A 14274-nucleotide genomic window follows, 5' to 3' on the forward strand; every position below is an offset into this window, starting at 1 on the left:
CTCACGCCAGCGCGCTCTTCAGGTCGAAGCTCTCGTCCGCGGCCTGCTCCGGCGTGATCGAGCGGTCCATGCTCTGCAGGCGGCGGCCGAACATGTGATCGCCGGCGCGGTTGATCGATTCGATGCCGAGCAGCTTGTCGCCCTTGTAGCAGAACGCCGAGAACGCCTTCCTGGCGGGATCGCCGCGCAACACGACGCGGTCGTAGCCGGTGGTAAGGCCAGCGATCTGGAGCTTGTCGTCGCCCTGGTCGCTCCAGAACCAGGGATGGCTGTCGTAGGGCTTCTTGTCGCCGGTCAGCCGCGCCGCAAGGCAGCGGGCGTGATCGGTGGCGTTCTGCACCGATTCCAGCCGCAGCGATCCGCCGAAGCGCGGGCTCGCGAACAGCGCGCAATCGCCGATCGCAGAGATGTCAGGATCGGCCGTCGCAAGATATTCGTCGACGATGATGCCGGCCGCGACCGGCAGCCCCGCCCCCGCGGCAAGCTCGATGTTCGGCAGCACGCCGACGCCGACCACGACGAGGTCGGCCGGCAGATGCCGGCCGTCGCTTAAAGAAACGCCCGTGACCTTACCGCCCTCCGCCTCGATCGAGGTGGCCTGCACGCCGAGGTGAATGCGGATGCCGGCCTCGCGATGGCGTTCCTGAAAATACTCCGAGACCTCTGATGTCACCGCCCGCGCCATCACGCGCGGGGCAAGCTCGAGCACGTCGACCTCGAGGCCCTTGATCCGCGCGGTGGAGGCGAATTCGAGACCGATGAAGCCGGCGCCGATGATCACGGCGCGCTTCTTCGACGGCATGATCTTGCGCAGCGCCTCGCTGTCGTCGAGGATGCGCAAATATTTCACGTCCGGAAGGTTGGCGTTGGGCAGGTCGAGCAGGCGATTGCGCGCGCCGGTCGCCAGCACGAGGTGGCCGTAAGCCAGCGTCTCGCCGGATTCGAGATGCACCTTGTGCCCCGCGCGGTCGATCGAGGCGGCGCGGCCCGCGATCAGCTCGATCTTCTGGTCCTGATAGAATTTCTCGGGCCGGAACATCAGGCTCTCCGGCCCCGCAGAGCCCTTGATGTAGGCCTTCGACAGTGGCGGGCGCTGATAGGGCAGATGCGCCTCGTCATTGACCAGGCAGATGCGCTCCGAAAAGCCGGCCTGGCGCAGCGACGCCGCGACCTGATAGCCGCCATGGCCTGCGCCGACGATGATCACCGGACCGCCCGTCATTGGACAGCCCATTTCCGGAAGACACGAGCGTAACCCATGCCGTCTCCTCTCTCGCTGATTCTGGTTGCTGGCCTTAGGAGGAGCCGGCGCTCGTGTCCGTCCCTTGACGAAGGCAGCCCCATTTGAGCCGATCGTTCCGCCCGGCGCAAGAGCGGCGGCCGGGGATTGTCACCCCTCGCCTTCTGCGATTTAGTTCGAGCCTCGACCTCCTGCCGGGGATTTTCCAAATGACCGCTCCCGTCTCAAAGCCCGATGATCCCGCCCTGCTGCGGATCGACGGCCCGATCGCGACCATCACGCTGAACCGCCCTGCCGCGTTCAACGCGATCAACCTTGCGATTGCCCAGAAGCTCGAACAGCTCGCGACCTATATCGAAGGCGCGGACGAGATCCGCGTCGTCGTCCTCGAAGGCGAGGGACGCGCGTTCTGCGCCGGCGGCGATCTGCAGACGATCGGAGCCGCCGCCGAAGCCGGCACGGTGACGCCCGTCGTCGGCGAGCTGCTCAAGCATTATCATGCCTTCATCGAGACCGTCAGGCGCATGCCGAAGATCTCGCTCTCCAGCGTGCACGGCTCGGCCGCCGGCGCCGGCATGGGCCTCGCCTTCGTCACCGATCTCTGCATCGCCGCCGACGACGCCAGGTTCACGCCGGCCTATGCCAAGATCGGGGTGTCGCCGGACGGCGGCTCGACCGTCGGCATCGTCGGCACGGTCGGATCGCGCCGGGCGCTGCAGGTCTTCCTCGCCGAGGACAATTTCACCGCGCAGCAGGCCTATGAATGGGGCCTGGTCGCCAAGACCGTTCCCGCGACCCAGCTGAAGGCGGCGACGCGGCAACTCGCCGAGCGCCTCGCGCAAAATCCGCCGGCCGCGATCGCAGGCACCAAGCAGCTGGTCTACCAGGCCGCGACCACGCCGGTGAAGCAGCAGTTAGACGCCGAGGAGCACAAGATCATCATGGCGATGAACACGGAGGCGTTCCGCACCGCCGTGAAGAAGTTCACGAGCAAGTCGAAGTGACGAGGCCCGCGCGCACGTTCTACGGCCTTCGTCACGGTGCGACCGACTGGAATCGCGAGGGGCGGTTCCAGGGCCGCACCGACAATCCGCTGAACGACGATGGCCTGCGACAAGCGCGCGAGGCCGCGCATGTGCTGCGCGGCATCGGGATCAGCCGCATCGTCGCAAGCCCCCTGGTTCGCGCGGCGCGGACGGCCGAGATCATCGCGGACGTGATCGCAGTGCCGCTCGCGATCGACGCCAGCATCATCGAGTTTGATTTCGGCAGCTTTGAAGGCCTCCCCGTCCGCGACCTCATGATCAAGCACGGCGTCAAATCCGCGACGGGTCTCGTGTCGATCCTGCCGGCCGACGGCGAAAGCTGGGACGCCATGGCCGAACGGTCGCTGGCCTGCGTCTCGGGGTGGCTCGCGCGCCATCCCGGCGACAATCTCCTGTTCGTCTGCCACGACGCCGTGATGCAAGCCATGGCAAACGCACTATGTGGCAGCTATTTCAAGAACAGCCACGGCACGCCGTTCCGCTACCTGCACGAAGACGCGCAGTGGCGGATCGAGCAGGTCGTTACCTAGGACAGATGCAGCCTGTCTCCGCCGGCAATTTGAAGCAGCCGATCCGAGCGTTCGTTCGCGCGGCCGATCAACGCTTATCCGTCTGCTTCCCGGTCCTCTGCATGAAGTCGAAGTCGCAGCCCTCGTCGGCCTGCATGATGGTCTCGTTGAACAGCCAGGCGTAGCCGCGCCGCGTTTCCTCGGGGACGGCGGCCGGCGTCAGCGCGGCGCGGCGCCGCTCCAGCTCGGCGGCATCGACCAGCAGTTCGATGCTGCGCTTTTCGACATCGAGGCGGATCATGTCGCCGTTCTGCACCAGCGCCAGCGGCCCGCCGACGGCGGATTCCGGCGTGATATGCAGCACGATGGTGCCGAAAGCGGTGCCGCTCATGCGCGCATCCGAGATGCGCACCATGTCCTTGGTGCCGCCGCGCGCGAGCTTCTTCGGGATCGGCAGATAGCCCGCCTCGGGCATGCCGGGCGCACCCTTCGGGCCGGCATTGCGCAGCACCAGCACGTCGTCGGAGTTCACATCGAGATCGGGATCGTCGACCCGCAAGGTCATGTCCTCGACGGATTCGAAAACGACTGCGCGCCCGGTGTGCTGCAGCAGCTTCGGGCTCGCGGCCGACTGCTTGATGACGGCGCCGCGCGGCGCGAGATTGCCGTGCAGGATGGCGAGACCGCCTTCCTTCTTGATCGGGTTGTCACGCGAACGAATCGCGTCCTGGCCCGGCACGTCCTCGGCATTCGCCGCGATCTCGCGCAACGTCTGGCCCGAGATGGTCCTGGCATCGAGATCGATGAGATCGCCGAGCTGCGCCAGCAGTTTCGGCACGCCGCCGGCGTGATGGAAATGCTCCATGTAATGCTCGCCCGACGGCTTGAGATCGACCAGCACCGGCACCTCGCGGCCGATCCGGTCGAACATCTCGAGATCGAGCCGGTGCGGCGAGCGATGCGCCATCGCGGTCAGATGGATCAGGCCATTGGTCGATCCGCCGATCGCCTGGAGGACGACCTGCGCATTCCTGAAAGAGGCAGGCGTCAACAACTCGCTCGGCTTCGGCCCCTTCGTCTTCGCCATCTCGGCGGCCACCTTGCCGCTCGCCTCGGCGAGACGGAAACGCTCGGCGTGCGGCGCCGGGATCGTTGCGCTCATCGGTAGCGACAGGCCCATGGCTTCGATCATGCAGGCCATGGTCGAGGCCGTGCCCATCACCATGCAGGTGCCGACCGACGGCGCCAGACGCCCATTCACCGCCTCGATCTCGACGTCGTCCATGTCACCGGCGCGATACTTGGCCCATAGACGGCGGCAATCCGTGCAGGCCCCCAGCACCTCGCCCTTGTGATGGCCGACCACCATGGGCCCCACCGGGATCACCACCGTCGGCAGATCCGCGCTGATCGCCGCCATCACCTGCGCCGGCAGCGTCTTGTCGCAGCCGCCGATCACGATCACCGAATCCATCGGCTGGGCGCGGATCATCTCCTCGGTGTCCATCGCCATCAGGTTGCGCAGGTACATCGAGGTCGGATGCGCAAAGCTCTCGGCGATCGAGATGGTCGGGAACACGAACGGCATCGCGCCGGACAACATCACGCCGCGCTTGGCGGCTTCGATGATCTGCGGGACGTTGCCGTGGCAGGGATTGTAGTCGCTATAGGTGTTGGTGATGCCGACGATCGGACGTTCGAGCGCGTCGTCGGAGTAGCCCATCGCCTTGATGAACGCCTTGCGCAGGAACAGCGAGAAGCCGGCATCGCCGTAGCTCGTCAAACCCTTACGCAAGCCGCTCGTCATCAGGTCGCTCCGTCCAGTTTGCCATGGTGGTACCGCCTCGCCCCGTATTGTCAACAAGACGCGCAAATGGATCCGGCGGAGCTCATCCTTTCCCGAGGACCATCGTCTGGTAGATTCTCCTCGATCTCACAACCGATTAACGCCTTGTTAGAAAACTCTAGCGCAAATGGTTCTTGAAACAAATAACAACCATGCCGGGTTCCTTCACCCGGAGAAATCCCATGAACGTACCCGGTGTCCTGATCGCAGCGGCTTTCGGCGCAGCATTTTTCGCGGTGGAGTATGTGTGGTACTACCAGCCCGAATTGATCAATCCTGACGTCCTGATCAGCGCGCTCTCCTCCGAACACATGAAAGCTCGCGCAGCCGTTCGACATGCGCTGATCGATCCAGCGACGGCCACATTCGGCGCGTTGCGTTCAGTCGAAGCCGGCGCGGCGAGGTATGTTTGCGGCGGTGTCAAGGCAAGGGACAAGTCCGGCAAGGTCATCGACGCCGCTTTCGTCTACACTGTTGCCATTGATTTTGCCCGCATCGATGATGACGGACGCATTACGCGTCAGCGTTCGGGATACCGGCCCTGCCCCACCGAGGACGACAAGGTCGCGCAACAGCGGCCGGCTCTGTCACCCGGCGCGTCGGCGGTCGTCAAGACCGTTCAGAAGATTGCCCCCGAGGTGCAGACGTCGATTGCGCCCGTCCTGACAGCGCCTGCGCCCTCGGCGGGCGGATCGTCGTCTGGCGGGACAATGGAGCAGCAGATCCGCGAGTTGGCCGGCCGGACCGTTCCGCCCGATGCCGCACATGGACAGGCAAATCCGCCCGCGAAGCGCGAGGCCGCCAAGGAAGGCGACTGGCGAGCCGATCGGCCTCCCACCGCCTGGCCCACATTCCCTCCGGACCACGCATTGGCGAAGCCAACCCGGAAGCGAACCCCGTCGGAAGCACTGGCCCTGGCGAAAGATGTCGAGGACCGCTGGAAGCGGGCGGAGTCATCGGGTGACATCTCCATGCGTCCTTCAGCGGACGACATCAACGAGGCCTGCCGCGCGCTGCTCACGATCGATTCAAGAGACGCCCAATATCCAAACGCGTGGGCCGCCTTTGCACGATTGCAGAAGATAAGCCGGGACATCGCCGGAGGTTGATTTCGATTCGCTTGACTGGCTGGGCAGACGTCCTGTCTGCAGCCCCTTGCCGGCAGCACGGTCAATGCCTCCGGCCGGCACGCCGTGGCCCACAAGCGCGCAAGGACCCCACAATTTTCCCAGCCGCTCGCGATCCGCACTGGTCTCGCATGGTCGGTGCGGCCACTTGGTCTTGCATCAATTGAGGCCCGACCCGCGCGAATTCCCGGCCCCCCGGCTCGCACCCAGGAGATTGCGCTGGAGCCCAGTCCAGCCGCGACACTTGAACGCAACTAAGAACGAGTCGCAACAATTGCATCGAGGGCATTTCTATGGAATGTTTTGCGAATGACTTGCATTTGCATACGGTCGGCGCGTGCCTGAGACCTTCTGTCCATCAGCGAGTCTCGGCTTAGAGGTGAATTGTTCGTGTCTGGAATATTGAGCTTCCCGCACGCCGTAGCGGCGGCAACGATCGTGGCCAGCCAGCTGGCAAGCTGTGCCTTGGCCTTCGCCGACGACAAGCTGGAACGCACATATGGTACGCCTCGCGACCCGCTCAGCCACGCCGCCTCGAAGCCTGCGCAAAACCTGCCGTCAGCCCACGCGGAGATCGACACCGAGCACATTTTCGGCTTCAGCATGGGCTCCGACATCGGCAAGCCCGGCGAAATCGAGATCGAGTTCGAGAATGTCGGCGCGTTCGGCAAGCGCTCCGGCAGCTACGCGGCCTGGGCCAATCTCAATCAGATCAAGTACACGGTCTCGGACAATTTCCGGATCGCACCCGGATTTGCACTGAGCGGACAGCGCATCAGCGGCGTTCCGGGACTTGCCGATCATTCGGATGTCTCTTTCAGCGGCGCCGCGCTTGAACTGCGCTACAAGCTGGTCGATCGCGCCGCCGCACCCTTTGGGCTCACCCTCCACGCACAGCCCGGCTGGAGCCGGATCGACGACGCCAGCGGCATGCATATCCAGCAATATGGCGCAGAGTTTGCCGCGCTGTTCGATCGCGAGCTGGTCAAGGACAGGCTGTTTGCGGCCTTCAACGTCTGGTACGGGACCGGCGGAACCCGCGAGATCGTCACCAATCTTTGGCGACACGATTCCGAGATGCAGCTCCAGGCGGCGATCTCGTACGCAGTGCAGCCCGAGCTCTTGTTCGGCCTCGGCGTACGCTACGCGCGGGCCTATGACGGCGGCGCACTCGACCGCTTCGTAGGCGACGCCGTCTTCGCCGGCCCGACCTTCTCCTACAGTATCTCGAAGGAAGTCGGCATCTCCGGCACCTGGCAGATGCAGGTCGCGGGCAAGGCGATCGGCGACAACCGCAGCCTCAACCTCGAGCAGTTCGAGCGGCACCAGGCACTGTTGCGTCTCAACCTGCATTTCTGATGTCCTCGCCCGACGCAGTTACGCCCGCTGCCTCGGCGACGCCACGTCCCGGGGCATGTCGGCCAAGCGCGCCCTCAGGCGCGGTACTGCAAAATCGAGAAAGGCTCGCAGTTTGGCCGGCATGAAGCGGTTGGGCGAATAGACGAAGTTGACCGGCTGCGGCGGCGGCTGAAACTCCTGCAGTAGCGCGACCAGCGCTCCGGACCGCAGCGGGTCGGCGACGAGGTATGAGAACGCGACGGTAACTCCTATGCCTGCCCGTGCGGCATCGAAGGCCGATTCGAGATTGCTCGCAATGAAGCGCGACCGCACCGGGACAGCATACTCGGTCTGCCCTCGTTTGAACCTCCAGGTGTTCGGCGACTGAAGCGGAGGATAGCTGATGCAGTCATGCGCAGAGAGGTCGTCGGGAGACTGCGGTATCCCGCGTAATTCCAGATAGGCCGGACTGGCGCATGCCACGCGGTGAATGTCTCCGACGCGCACCGCGATCAGGCCGCTGTCGGCGAGTTCGCCGACGCGAAGCGCGACGTCAATGTGCTCGTCCAGGAGATTGAGCGTCCGGTCCTGCAAATTGAGCTGAACGTCGACCTCCGGGAAGGCTGCAAGGAACTCGGCCAGGATCGGCTGCAGGCAGAGGCGGCCGAGGGCGACGAGCGTCGTGACACTCAGATCCCCGCGCGGCGTGGTGTATTCGCCGGAGGCAACCCGCTCGGCCTCGGCGACATCGGCAAGAATTCGCTTGGCCGCGGCGATGTAGGAGCGCCCGGCGTCGGTGGGAACGAGGACGCGGCTTGATCGGTGAAACAGCTTGGTGCGCAGGTGCTCCTCGAGCTCCGAGACCTTCCGGCTCACCGTTGCCAACGGCATTTTCTGGCGGCGTGCGGCGGCGGACAGGCTGCCGGCCTCCGCCACCGCCAAAACCACCGACATGCTTTCGAGACGATCCATCTAGAACTTCCATATTCTGGAAGGATAGATCCCGAATTTGCCAGATACCGGTCATTTCCGGAAGTACCTATTCCTCTCCGCACCGAAACGGAGAGCGAAAATGACCCAGACCAGAAAAGGCACGGCCCTCATCACCGGTGCTTCGACCGGAATCGGCGCGATCTACGCCGACCGCCTGGCGAAACGCGGCCACGACCTCATCCTCGTTGCGCGCAACAGGCAGCGGCTCGCATCGCTGGCGCGCAGGCTCGCCAATGAAAGCGGCGGCAAGGTAGAGACGGTGCAAGCCGATCTCACTTCCCCGTCCGACCTGCGCCATGTCGAGCAACTCCTCAGAACCGAGCCCGGCATCTCGGTGCTGGTCAACAACGCCGGCGTCGGCGCCTCAGCCCCACTGATCGCCTCCGACATCGACAAGATGGAGGACATGATCCGCCTCAACGTCGGCGCGCTGACGCGCCTGACTTACGCGGCGGTGCCCGGATTCATCGCCCGCGGCCATGGCACGATCATCAACATCGCTTCCATCGTCGCGATCGCGCCGGAACTGCTGAACGCCGTCTACGGCGGCTCGAAAGCCTTCGTGCTCGCATTCACCCAGTCACTCGTTCACGAACTCGCCGGCAAGGGCATCCGCGTGCAAGCCGTGCTGCCGGGCGCCACTGCGACCGAGTTTTGGGATGTCGCCGGTACACCGGTTCACCAACTGCCCGCCGAGATCGTCATGTCGGCCGACGACATGGTCGACGCGGCGCTCGCAGGTCTCGACCTCGGCGAGGTCGTGACGATCCCGGCGCTGGCCGACCGCTCCGCGTGGGATCGCCACGAGAGCACGCGGCTCGCCATGACGAACAAGCTCTCGAGCGCCATTCCCGCCCCTCGCTACAACCTGCACACGCACGTGAATGCGTGAGCGATACCCAGCATCAAACGGAGACAACCATGTCACGCATCATCAGCCACTCGCCCACCTCACCCATCGCGCTGAGCCGCACCATCAGCTGGCGCGACCAGTCTGAACACCTGCTCGCCTACGCCGAACCGGTCAGCCGGATCGGTCTCTATGCATCGCTTGCAATCATCTATGCCTGGTTCGGCGGGATGAAGTTCACCGACTACGAAGCACAGGGGCTGGTTCCTCTGGTGGAGAACAGCCCACTGCTGCGCTGGTTCTACGCGCTGTTTTCGGTCCGCGGCTTCTCCACCTTTCTCGGCTTCGTCGAACTGAGCATCGGGTCTTTGATCGCGCTTCGGTTGGCAAGCCCGATCTATTCCACAGCCGGTGGCCTTCTCTCGGCCGGACTGTTCGTCACGACGCTGACCTTCATGATCTCGACGCCTGGCGTCGTCGTGCCGGAGCTCGGGGCGCCCGCGATCACGGTCGCACCGGGACAGTTCCTGCTGAAGGACATCGGCCTGTTGGCCGCTTCCTTCTGGGTGTTCGCGGACTCGCTGAAGGCCGTCTTCCGCAGGTGAGAACTCGCGTCACAGCGCACAACAACCGAGCTCGAAACGAGAGCCCCGCCATGAAATCCGATTCATCCTGGCCGGGGCTCGCGCTGCTCGCAGTCTTCGTCGTCGACAGCGGCGAGAAGGATCTGACCACTGCCTCCGAGCAGGATCATCATCAAGGAGAAGAACATGAGTAAGCGTCTCGACTACAACCAGATCGCGCCGGCAGGCACCAAGGCGCTCGGCGGCGTCTACGGCTACATCCTGCAGAGCCGCCTTTCCCCCACGCTGATCGAGCTGGTCTATCTGCGGGTCTCCCAGATCAACAATTGCGCCTACTGCCTGGACATGCACACCCGCGACCTGCTCAAGAAGGGAGAGAAGGTCGAGAAGATCGCGCTGCTGCAGGCCTGGCGCGAGGCCGGCAATCTCTTCGACGACCGCGAGCGGGCTGCCCTGGCGTGGGCGGAAGCGGTGACGCGGGTTGCCGAGACCGGCGTCCCTGACGAGGCATACCAGGCCGCACGCACCGTATTCGAGGAGCGTGAGCTTGTGGACCTCACAATCGCCATCAGTTTGATGAATGCCTACAACCGCATGGCCATTAGCTTTCGCGCAACACCGGCGGCAGCGGCCGCCGCCTGATCGACACAAGCGCAACGTCGCGCACAAACGAAAGGCCATTCACATGAAGAGACATGGAATCATCGTCGCGACGGCGCTGATCGCCGCCACCAGCCTGACTTCGCTCGCCGCTCGATCCGAAGAGCCACGGCTGGGAGACATCAAGCGCACACATCTCATGAAGGAAGCTCTGAGCATCCCCGGACGCGAGGTCGTCCAGGTCCGCGTCGATTTTCCTCCAGGCGTTGTCGCCGTCAGGCACAGTCACCCGGGCGAAGAGCTCGTCTATATGATCGAAGGCGAGCTGGAATATCGGCTCGACGGCAGGCCGCCGGTGATCCTGAAGGCCGGCGACGTGCTGCTCATTCCTCACGGCGTGCATCACGCGGTGACGAACGTCGGCAGCGGCAGCGCGGCGGAGCTTGCGACCTACATTGTCGAGACGGGCAAGCCGCTGTTGACGCTCGGCAGGTGAGCCGCTTCTAACGCTTGGTCCAGTCGATCACGCGGCCTGAGTCGGCATCGAACTCCATGCTGCAGAACGTGCCGCCCTGGAAATAATCGCCGACCGGGTCCGGCTTCAGCTTGGCCTGCTCCGCCATCGCGTGCTCACGGAAATCTTCGGCGCGGCCGGTCGGGCGATAGCCGAGCTCGTAGGCACGGTGATTGTCCCACCAGGCGCGCTCATTGAAAGAGGCGCCGTAGAAGACCTCGAAATGGATGTCGGGATGTTCGAGCCCGATGCGGCAGAGCTGCACGAGGTCGTCGGGCTTGAGCCAGATCGCGAGCCGGCGCTGGTCGAGCGGCATGTCGCCGAAATTGCCGATGCGCAGGCACGTCACCTTCAGGCCGTGCTTGTCGGCGTAGAGTGCGCCGACAGCCTCGCCGAACACCTTGCTGACGCCGTAGCGGCTGTCGGGCCGCGCGGTGACGTCGGTGCCGATCCTGTGGTGGCGCGGATAGAAGCCGACGGCGTGGTTCGACGAGGCGAACACCACGCGCTTGACGCCCTTGCGATACGCGGCCTCGAACAGATTGTAGCAGCCGATGATGTTGGCCTGGTGAATTTGATCCCAGGTGCCTTCGACCGAATAGCCGCCGAAGTGGAGAATGCCGTCGACGCCCTCGCACATGGCCTCGCACTGCGCGAGATCGGCGAGGTCGGCCATCTTGAATTTTTCATCTGCGCCGAGATCCGCCGGCGGCTTGATGTCGGAAAGCAGCAGGTCCGGATAGATCGGCGGCAAGAGTTTCCGCAGTCGCGTTCCGATTCCGCCCGAAGCTCCTGTCATCAAGATGCGCGGCATGTCTGACCTCGTCCGTGGCAACCGATTTGCGGCCATGGATATCTGATGCTAGCAGACTTGGACAGAGGGAACGCAACGACGAGACCCGCACATGAACGATGCATCGTCCCATAACCAAGGCTGGCGGCCGGCGACCTGTTACCCCGATCCGGCGATTCATGCACTCGATCCCCGCTTCGAAAAATACTGGCTGAAATTGTCGGCGGTGGAGCGGCTGACGACCGGCCTGCGCTGGGCCGAGGGTCCGGTGTGGTTCGGCGACGGGCGTTATCTGCTCTGCAGCGACATTCCGAACCAGCGCATCCTCAAATGGGAGGAAGAGACCGGCGCAGTCAGCGTGTTCCGCAAGCCCTCGAACTTCGCCAATGGCAACACCCGCGATCGCCAGGGTCGGCTGATCACCTGCGAGCACGGCGGCCGCCGCGTGACCCGCACTGAATACGACGGCAGCATCACCGTGCTGATCGACTCGTTCGACGGCAAGCGGCTGAACTCGCCGAACGACGTCGTGGTGAAATCCGACGGCTCGATCTGGTTCACCGATCCCACCTTTGGCCTGCTCGGCAATTACGAGGGCTACAAGGCGGAGCCCGAGATCGAGCCCAATGTCTATCGGCTCGATCCCGCAACCGGAAAGGCAACCATCGTCGCCGAAGGCGTGCTCGGGCCGAACGGGCTGTGCTTCTCGCCGGACGAAAAGATCCTCTACGTCGTGGAGTCGCGCGGGGTGCCGAACCGCAAGATCCTCGCCTATGACGTTTCGGCCGACGGCACCACGATTTCCAACAAGCGCGTCCACATCGATGCAGGTCCCGGCACGCCCGACGGCATGCGCTGCGACATCGACGGCAATCTCTGGTGCGGCTGGGGCATGGGCGATCCCGAGCTCGACGGCGTGGTCGTGTTCGCGCCCGACGGCGTCATGATCGGCCGCATCGCGCTGCCCGAGCGCTGCGCCAATCTCTGCTTCGGCGGCGTCAAGCGCAACCGCCTGTTCATGGCGGCTAGCCAGTCGATCTACGCGCTGTATGTGAACACGCAAGGCGCGGTGGGGGGATAGTTTCTCCGCGGCGACGATCTCGTAGGGTGGGCAAAGCGAAAGCGTGCCCACCACTTCTGAATGGTGGGCACGTCGCGCAAAGAGCGCGCCTTTGCCCACCCTACGAGATCCCTCTTCCGTCATTGCGAGCGAAGCGAAGCAATCCAGACTGTCTCCGCGGAGGGAACCTGGATTCGCTTCGCCGCTTCGCTCGCAATGACAAAAAAACGCCGGAGCGGTTGCCCGCTCCGGCGTTTGGTTTGCTCGCGCTAACGATTACGCCGCGTTGAAGCCCGCGACGGCCTTCACTTCGAGGAAGTCCTCGAGGCCGAACTTGCCCCATTCGCGGCCGTTGCCCGACTGCTTGTAGCCGCCGAACGGCGCGGTGCGGTCGTTGGGCACGCCCTGGAGGTTGACGTTGCCGGCGCGGATCTGACGGCCGACACGTTTGGCATCCTCGACTGACGGACCGTAGACATAGCCCGCGAGACCATAGGGCGTGTCGTTCGCGATCTTGACCGCGTCGGCTTCGTCCTTGGCGCCGATGATGGTCAGCACCGGTCCGAAGATCTCTTCGCGGGCGATCGTCATGTCAGGGGTGACGTCGGCGAAGATGGTCGGACGGACATAGAAGCCCTTGTTGACGCCTTCGGGCAGGCCCGGGCCACCGGCAACGAGGGTAGCGCCCTCGTCGATGCCCTTCTTGATCAGGCCCTGGATCTTGTCCCACTGGCCGCGGTTGACGACCGGGCCGATGGTGGTGCCTTCGGCGCGGGGATCGCCGGCCTTGGTCTTGTCGGCCGCGGCCTTCGCGATCGCGGCGACTTCCTTCATCTTCGACAGCGGAACGATCATGCGCGAGGGTGCGTTGCAGGACTGGCCGGAGTTGTTGAACATGTGCATCACGCCGCCGGTCACCGCCTTCGTGAGGTCGGCGCCTTCGAGGATGACGTTCGGCGACTTGCCGCCGAGCTCCTGGCTGACGCGCTTCACGGTGGGAGCCGCGCGCTTGGCGACGTCGATGCCGGCGCGGGTCGAGCCGGTGAACGAGATCATGTCGATGTCGGGGTGCTCGCTCATGGCGGCGCCGACTTCGGGGCCGAGGCCGTTGACGAGGTTGAACACGCCCTTGGGCACACCGGCTTCATGCAGGATTTCCGCGAAGATCAGCGCCGAGGTCGGGGTGAACTCGCTGGGCTTGAGGATCATGGTGCAGCCGGCGGCGAGCGCGGGCGCGACCTTGCAGGCGATCTGGTTCAGCGGCCAGTTCCAGGGCGTGATCATGCCGACCACACCGATCGGCTCGCGCAGCACCATGGCCGTGCCGACCGGCTCCTCGAAATGATAGTTCTTGAGCACGTCGAGCGTGGTCATGAGATGACCGAGGCCGGCGCCGGCCTGGAGCTTCTCCGCCATCGGCAGCGGCGCGCCCATCTCGTCGGAGACAGCAGCGCCGATCTCCTTGAGACGGCCCTTGTAGACTTCGATAACCTTCGACAGCAGCGCGACGCGCTCCTCGCGGCTGGTCTGGGAGAAGGTGGCAAAGGCACGCTTGGCGGCGGCGACGGCCTTGTCGACGTCGGCCTTGGAGCCCAGCGCAACCTCGTACATCGCCTCTTCCGTCGCCGGATTGACCACGGCGGTGGACTTCTTGACGGTGGGATCGACCCAGGCGCCGTCGATGTAGAATTGCATGCGATTGACCATCGTTAACCTCTTCTTGGGGCTTGGAGGGGGCGTTTCGGCAGGCATCCTTGCACGAAAGCGCCGGCAA

General features: G+C 64.4%; 15 protein-coding genes. 10 read left to right on the top strand and 5 right to left on the bottom strand.

Annotated features, from left to right (window positions below):
• Position 1 precedes the first annotated feature (1 nt).
• The gene (locus XH96_RS28330; RefSeq protein ID WP_194388796.1) at positions 2–1222 is read right to left on the bottom strand and encodes an NAD(P)/FAD-dependent oxidoreductase; all 1221 of its coding nucleotides are present in this window, start codon (positions 1220–1222) and stop codon (positions 2–4) included.
• Positions 1223–1449: 227 nt separating this feature from the next.
• Between XH96_RS28330 and XH96_RS28335 the strand changes: the two genes are divergently transcribed.
• The gene (locus XH96_RS28335) at positions 1450–2244 is read left to right on the top strand and encodes an enoyl-CoA hydratase/isomerase family protein (RefSeq protein WP_194388798.1); all 795 of its coding nucleotides are present in this window, start codon (positions 1450–1452) and stop codon (positions 2242–2244) included.
• Positions 2241–2816, top strand: a complete 576-nt coding sequence (locus tag XH96_RS28340) for a histidine phosphatase family protein (protein WP_194388800.1) — start codon at positions 2241–2243, stop codon at positions 2814–2816. The genes XH96_RS28335 and XH96_RS28340 overlap by 4 nt, the downstream gene beginning before the upstream one ends.
• Before the next feature lie 67 nt (positions 2817–2883).
• On the opposite strand, the gene XH96_RS28345 is transcribed toward XH96_RS28340, so the two are convergent.
• A complete protein-coding gene (locus tag XH96_RS28345) occupies positions 2884–4602 on the bottom strand; it encodes an IlvD/Edd family dehydratase (protein WP_194388801.1) in 1719 nt (572 codons plus the stop codon).
• A gap of 221 nt (positions 4603–4823) precedes the next feature.
• Here XH96_RS28345 and XH96_RS28350 point away from each other — a divergent pair, with 221 nt between their 5' ends.
• Together XH96_RS28350 and XH96_RS28355 are read left to right on the top strand one after the other, a co-directional pair.
• Positions 4824–5750, top strand: coding sequence for a hypothetical protein (locus tag XH96_RS28350; RefSeq protein WP_194388803.1), 927 nt, complete (start codon positions 4824–4826; stop codon positions 5748–5750).
• Between the two features lie 408 nt (positions 5751–6158).
• A complete protein-coding gene (locus tag XH96_RS28355) occupies positions 6159–7127 on the top strand; it encodes a hypothetical protein (protein ID WP_246789768.1) in 969 nt (322 codons plus the stop codon).
• Positions 7128–7145: 18 nt separating this feature from the next.
• Here the strand turns inward: XH96_RS28355 and XH96_RS28360 are convergent, their stop codons facing one another.
• Positions 7146–8078: a LysR family transcriptional regulator gene (locus XH96_RS28360; RefSeq protein ID WP_194388805.1), complete on the bottom strand. Its 933-nt coding sequence runs from the start codon at positions 8076–8078 to the stop codon at positions 7146–7148.
• 100 nt (positions 8079–8178) lie between these two features.
• Here XH96_RS28360 and XH96_RS28365 point away from each other — a divergent pair, with 100 nt between their 5' ends.
• Genes XH96_RS28365 through XH96_RS28380 form a run of 5 tightly spaced genes read left to right on the top strand, consistent with a single transcriptional unit; the run spans position 8179 to position 10629 of the window.
• The gene (locus XH96_RS28365) at positions 8179–8991 is read left to right on the top strand and encodes an SDR family oxidoreductase (RefSeq protein ID WP_194388807.1); all 813 of its coding nucleotides are present in this window, start codon (positions 8179–8181) and stop codon (positions 8989–8991) included.
• A 29-nt stretch (positions 8992–9020) separates the two neighbouring features.
• A complete protein-coding gene (locus XH96_RS28370) occupies positions 9021–9554 on the top strand; it encodes a YkgB family protein (protein WP_194388809.1) in 534 nt (177 codons plus the stop codon).
• Positions 9555–9604: 50 nt separating this feature from the next.
• Entirely contained in the window at positions 9605–9727 is a 123-nt protein-coding gene (locus XH96_RS39670) for a hypothetical protein (protein WP_256439306.1), read from the top strand.
• Entirely contained in the window at positions 9720–10175 is a 456-nt protein-coding gene (locus XH96_RS28375; protein WP_194388812.1) for a carboxymuconolactone decarboxylase family protein, read from the top strand. Before XH96_RS39670 ends, XH96_RS28375 begins: the two co-directional genes overlap by 8 nt.
• 43 nt (positions 10176–10218) lie before the next feature.
• On the top strand, positions 10219–10629 hold the full coding sequence (locus tag XH96_RS28380) for a cupin domain-containing protein (protein ID WP_194388813.1): 411 nt from the start codon (positions 10219–10221) through the stop codon (positions 10627–10629).
• 7 nt (positions 10630–10636) lie between these two features.
• On the opposite strand, the gene XH96_RS28385 is transcribed toward XH96_RS28380, so the two are convergent.
• Positions 10637–11461, bottom strand: coding sequence for an NAD(P)-dependent oxidoreductase (locus XH96_RS28385; RefSeq protein WP_194388815.1), 825 nt, complete (start codon positions 11459–11461; stop codon positions 10637–10639).
• 91 nt (positions 11462–11552) lie between these two features.
• Between XH96_RS28385 and XH96_RS28390 the strand changes: the two genes are divergently transcribed.
• Complete coding sequence (locus XH96_RS28390; RefSeq protein WP_194388817.1) at positions 11553–12521, top strand: SMP-30/gluconolactonase/LRE family protein; 969 nt, start codon at positions 11553–11555, stop codon at positions 12519–12521.
• A 255-nt stretch (positions 12522–12776) separates the two neighbouring features.
• Here the strand turns inward: XH96_RS28390 and XH96_RS28395 are convergent, their stop codons facing one another.
• Positions 12777–14207: an aldehyde dehydrogenase family protein gene (locus tag XH96_RS28395; protein WP_194388819.1), complete on the bottom strand. Its 1431-nt coding sequence runs from the start codon at positions 14205–14207 to the stop codon at positions 12777–12779.
• Positions 14208–14274: the final 67 nt, after the last annotated feature.

The organism is Bradyrhizobium sp. CCBAU 51765 (assembly GCF_015291725.1).
GTDB lineage: Bacteria > Pseudomonadota > Alphaproteobacteria > Rhizobiales > Xanthobacteraceae > Bradyrhizobium > Bradyrhizobium liaoningense.

What these genes read in the sequence shown, in the direction of transcription:
- XH96_RS28345 (WP_194388801.1), bottom strand. Translation starts at nt 4,602, where the DNA reads ATGACGAGCGGCTTGCGTAAGGGTTTGACGAGCTACGGCGATGCCGGC.
- XH96_RS28335 (WP_194388798.1), top strand. Translation starts at nt 1,450, where the DNA reads ATGACCGCTCCCGTCTCAAAGCCCGATGATCCCGCCCTGCTGCGGATC.
- XH96_RS28365 (WP_194388807.1), top strand. Translation starts at nt 8,179, where the DNA reads ATGACCCAGACCAGAAAAGGCACGGCCCTCATCACCGGTGCTTCGACC.
- XH96_RS39670 (WP_256439306.1), top strand. Translation starts at nt 9,605, where the DNA reads ATGAAATCCGATTCATCCTGGCCGGGGCTCGCGCTGCTCGCAGTCTTC.
- XH96_RS28360 (WP_194388805.1), bottom strand. Translation starts at nt 8,078, where the DNA reads ATGGATCGTCTCGAAAGCATGTCGGTGGTTTTGGCGGTGGCGGAGGCC.
- XH96_RS28370 (WP_194388809.1), top strand. Translation starts at nt 9,021, where the DNA reads ATGTCACGCATCATCAGCCACTCGCCCACCTCACCCATCGCGCTGAGC.
- XH96_RS28380 (WP_194388813.1), top strand. Translation starts at nt 10,219, where the DNA reads ATGAAGAGACATGGAATCATCGTCGCGACGGCGCTGATCGCCGCCACC.
- XH96_RS28395 (WP_194388819.1), bottom strand. Translation starts at nt 14,207, where the DNA reads ATGGTCAATCGCATGCAATTCTACATCGACGGCGCCTGGGTCGATCCC.
- XH96_RS28330 (WP_194388796.1), bottom strand. Translation starts at nt 1,222, where the DNA reads ATGACGGGCGGTCCGGTGATCATCGTCGGCGCAGGCCATGGCGGCTAT.
- XH96_RS28390 (WP_194388817.1), top strand. Translation starts at nt 11,553, where the DNA reads ATGAACGATGCATCGTCCCATAACCAAGGCTGGCGGCCGGCGACCTGT.
- XH96_RS28350 (WP_194388803.1), top strand. Translation starts at nt 4,824, where the DNA reads ATGAACGTACCCGGTGTCCTGATCGCAGCGGCTTTCGGCGCAGCATTT.
- XH96_RS28375 (WP_194388812.1), top strand. Translation starts at nt 9,720, where the DNA reads ATGAGTAAGCGTCTCGACTACAACCAGATCGCGCCGGCAGGCACCAAG.
- XH96_RS28385 (WP_194388815.1), bottom strand. Translation starts at nt 11,461, where the DNA reads ATGCCGCGCATCTTGATGACAGGAGCTTCGGGCGGAATCGGAACGCGA.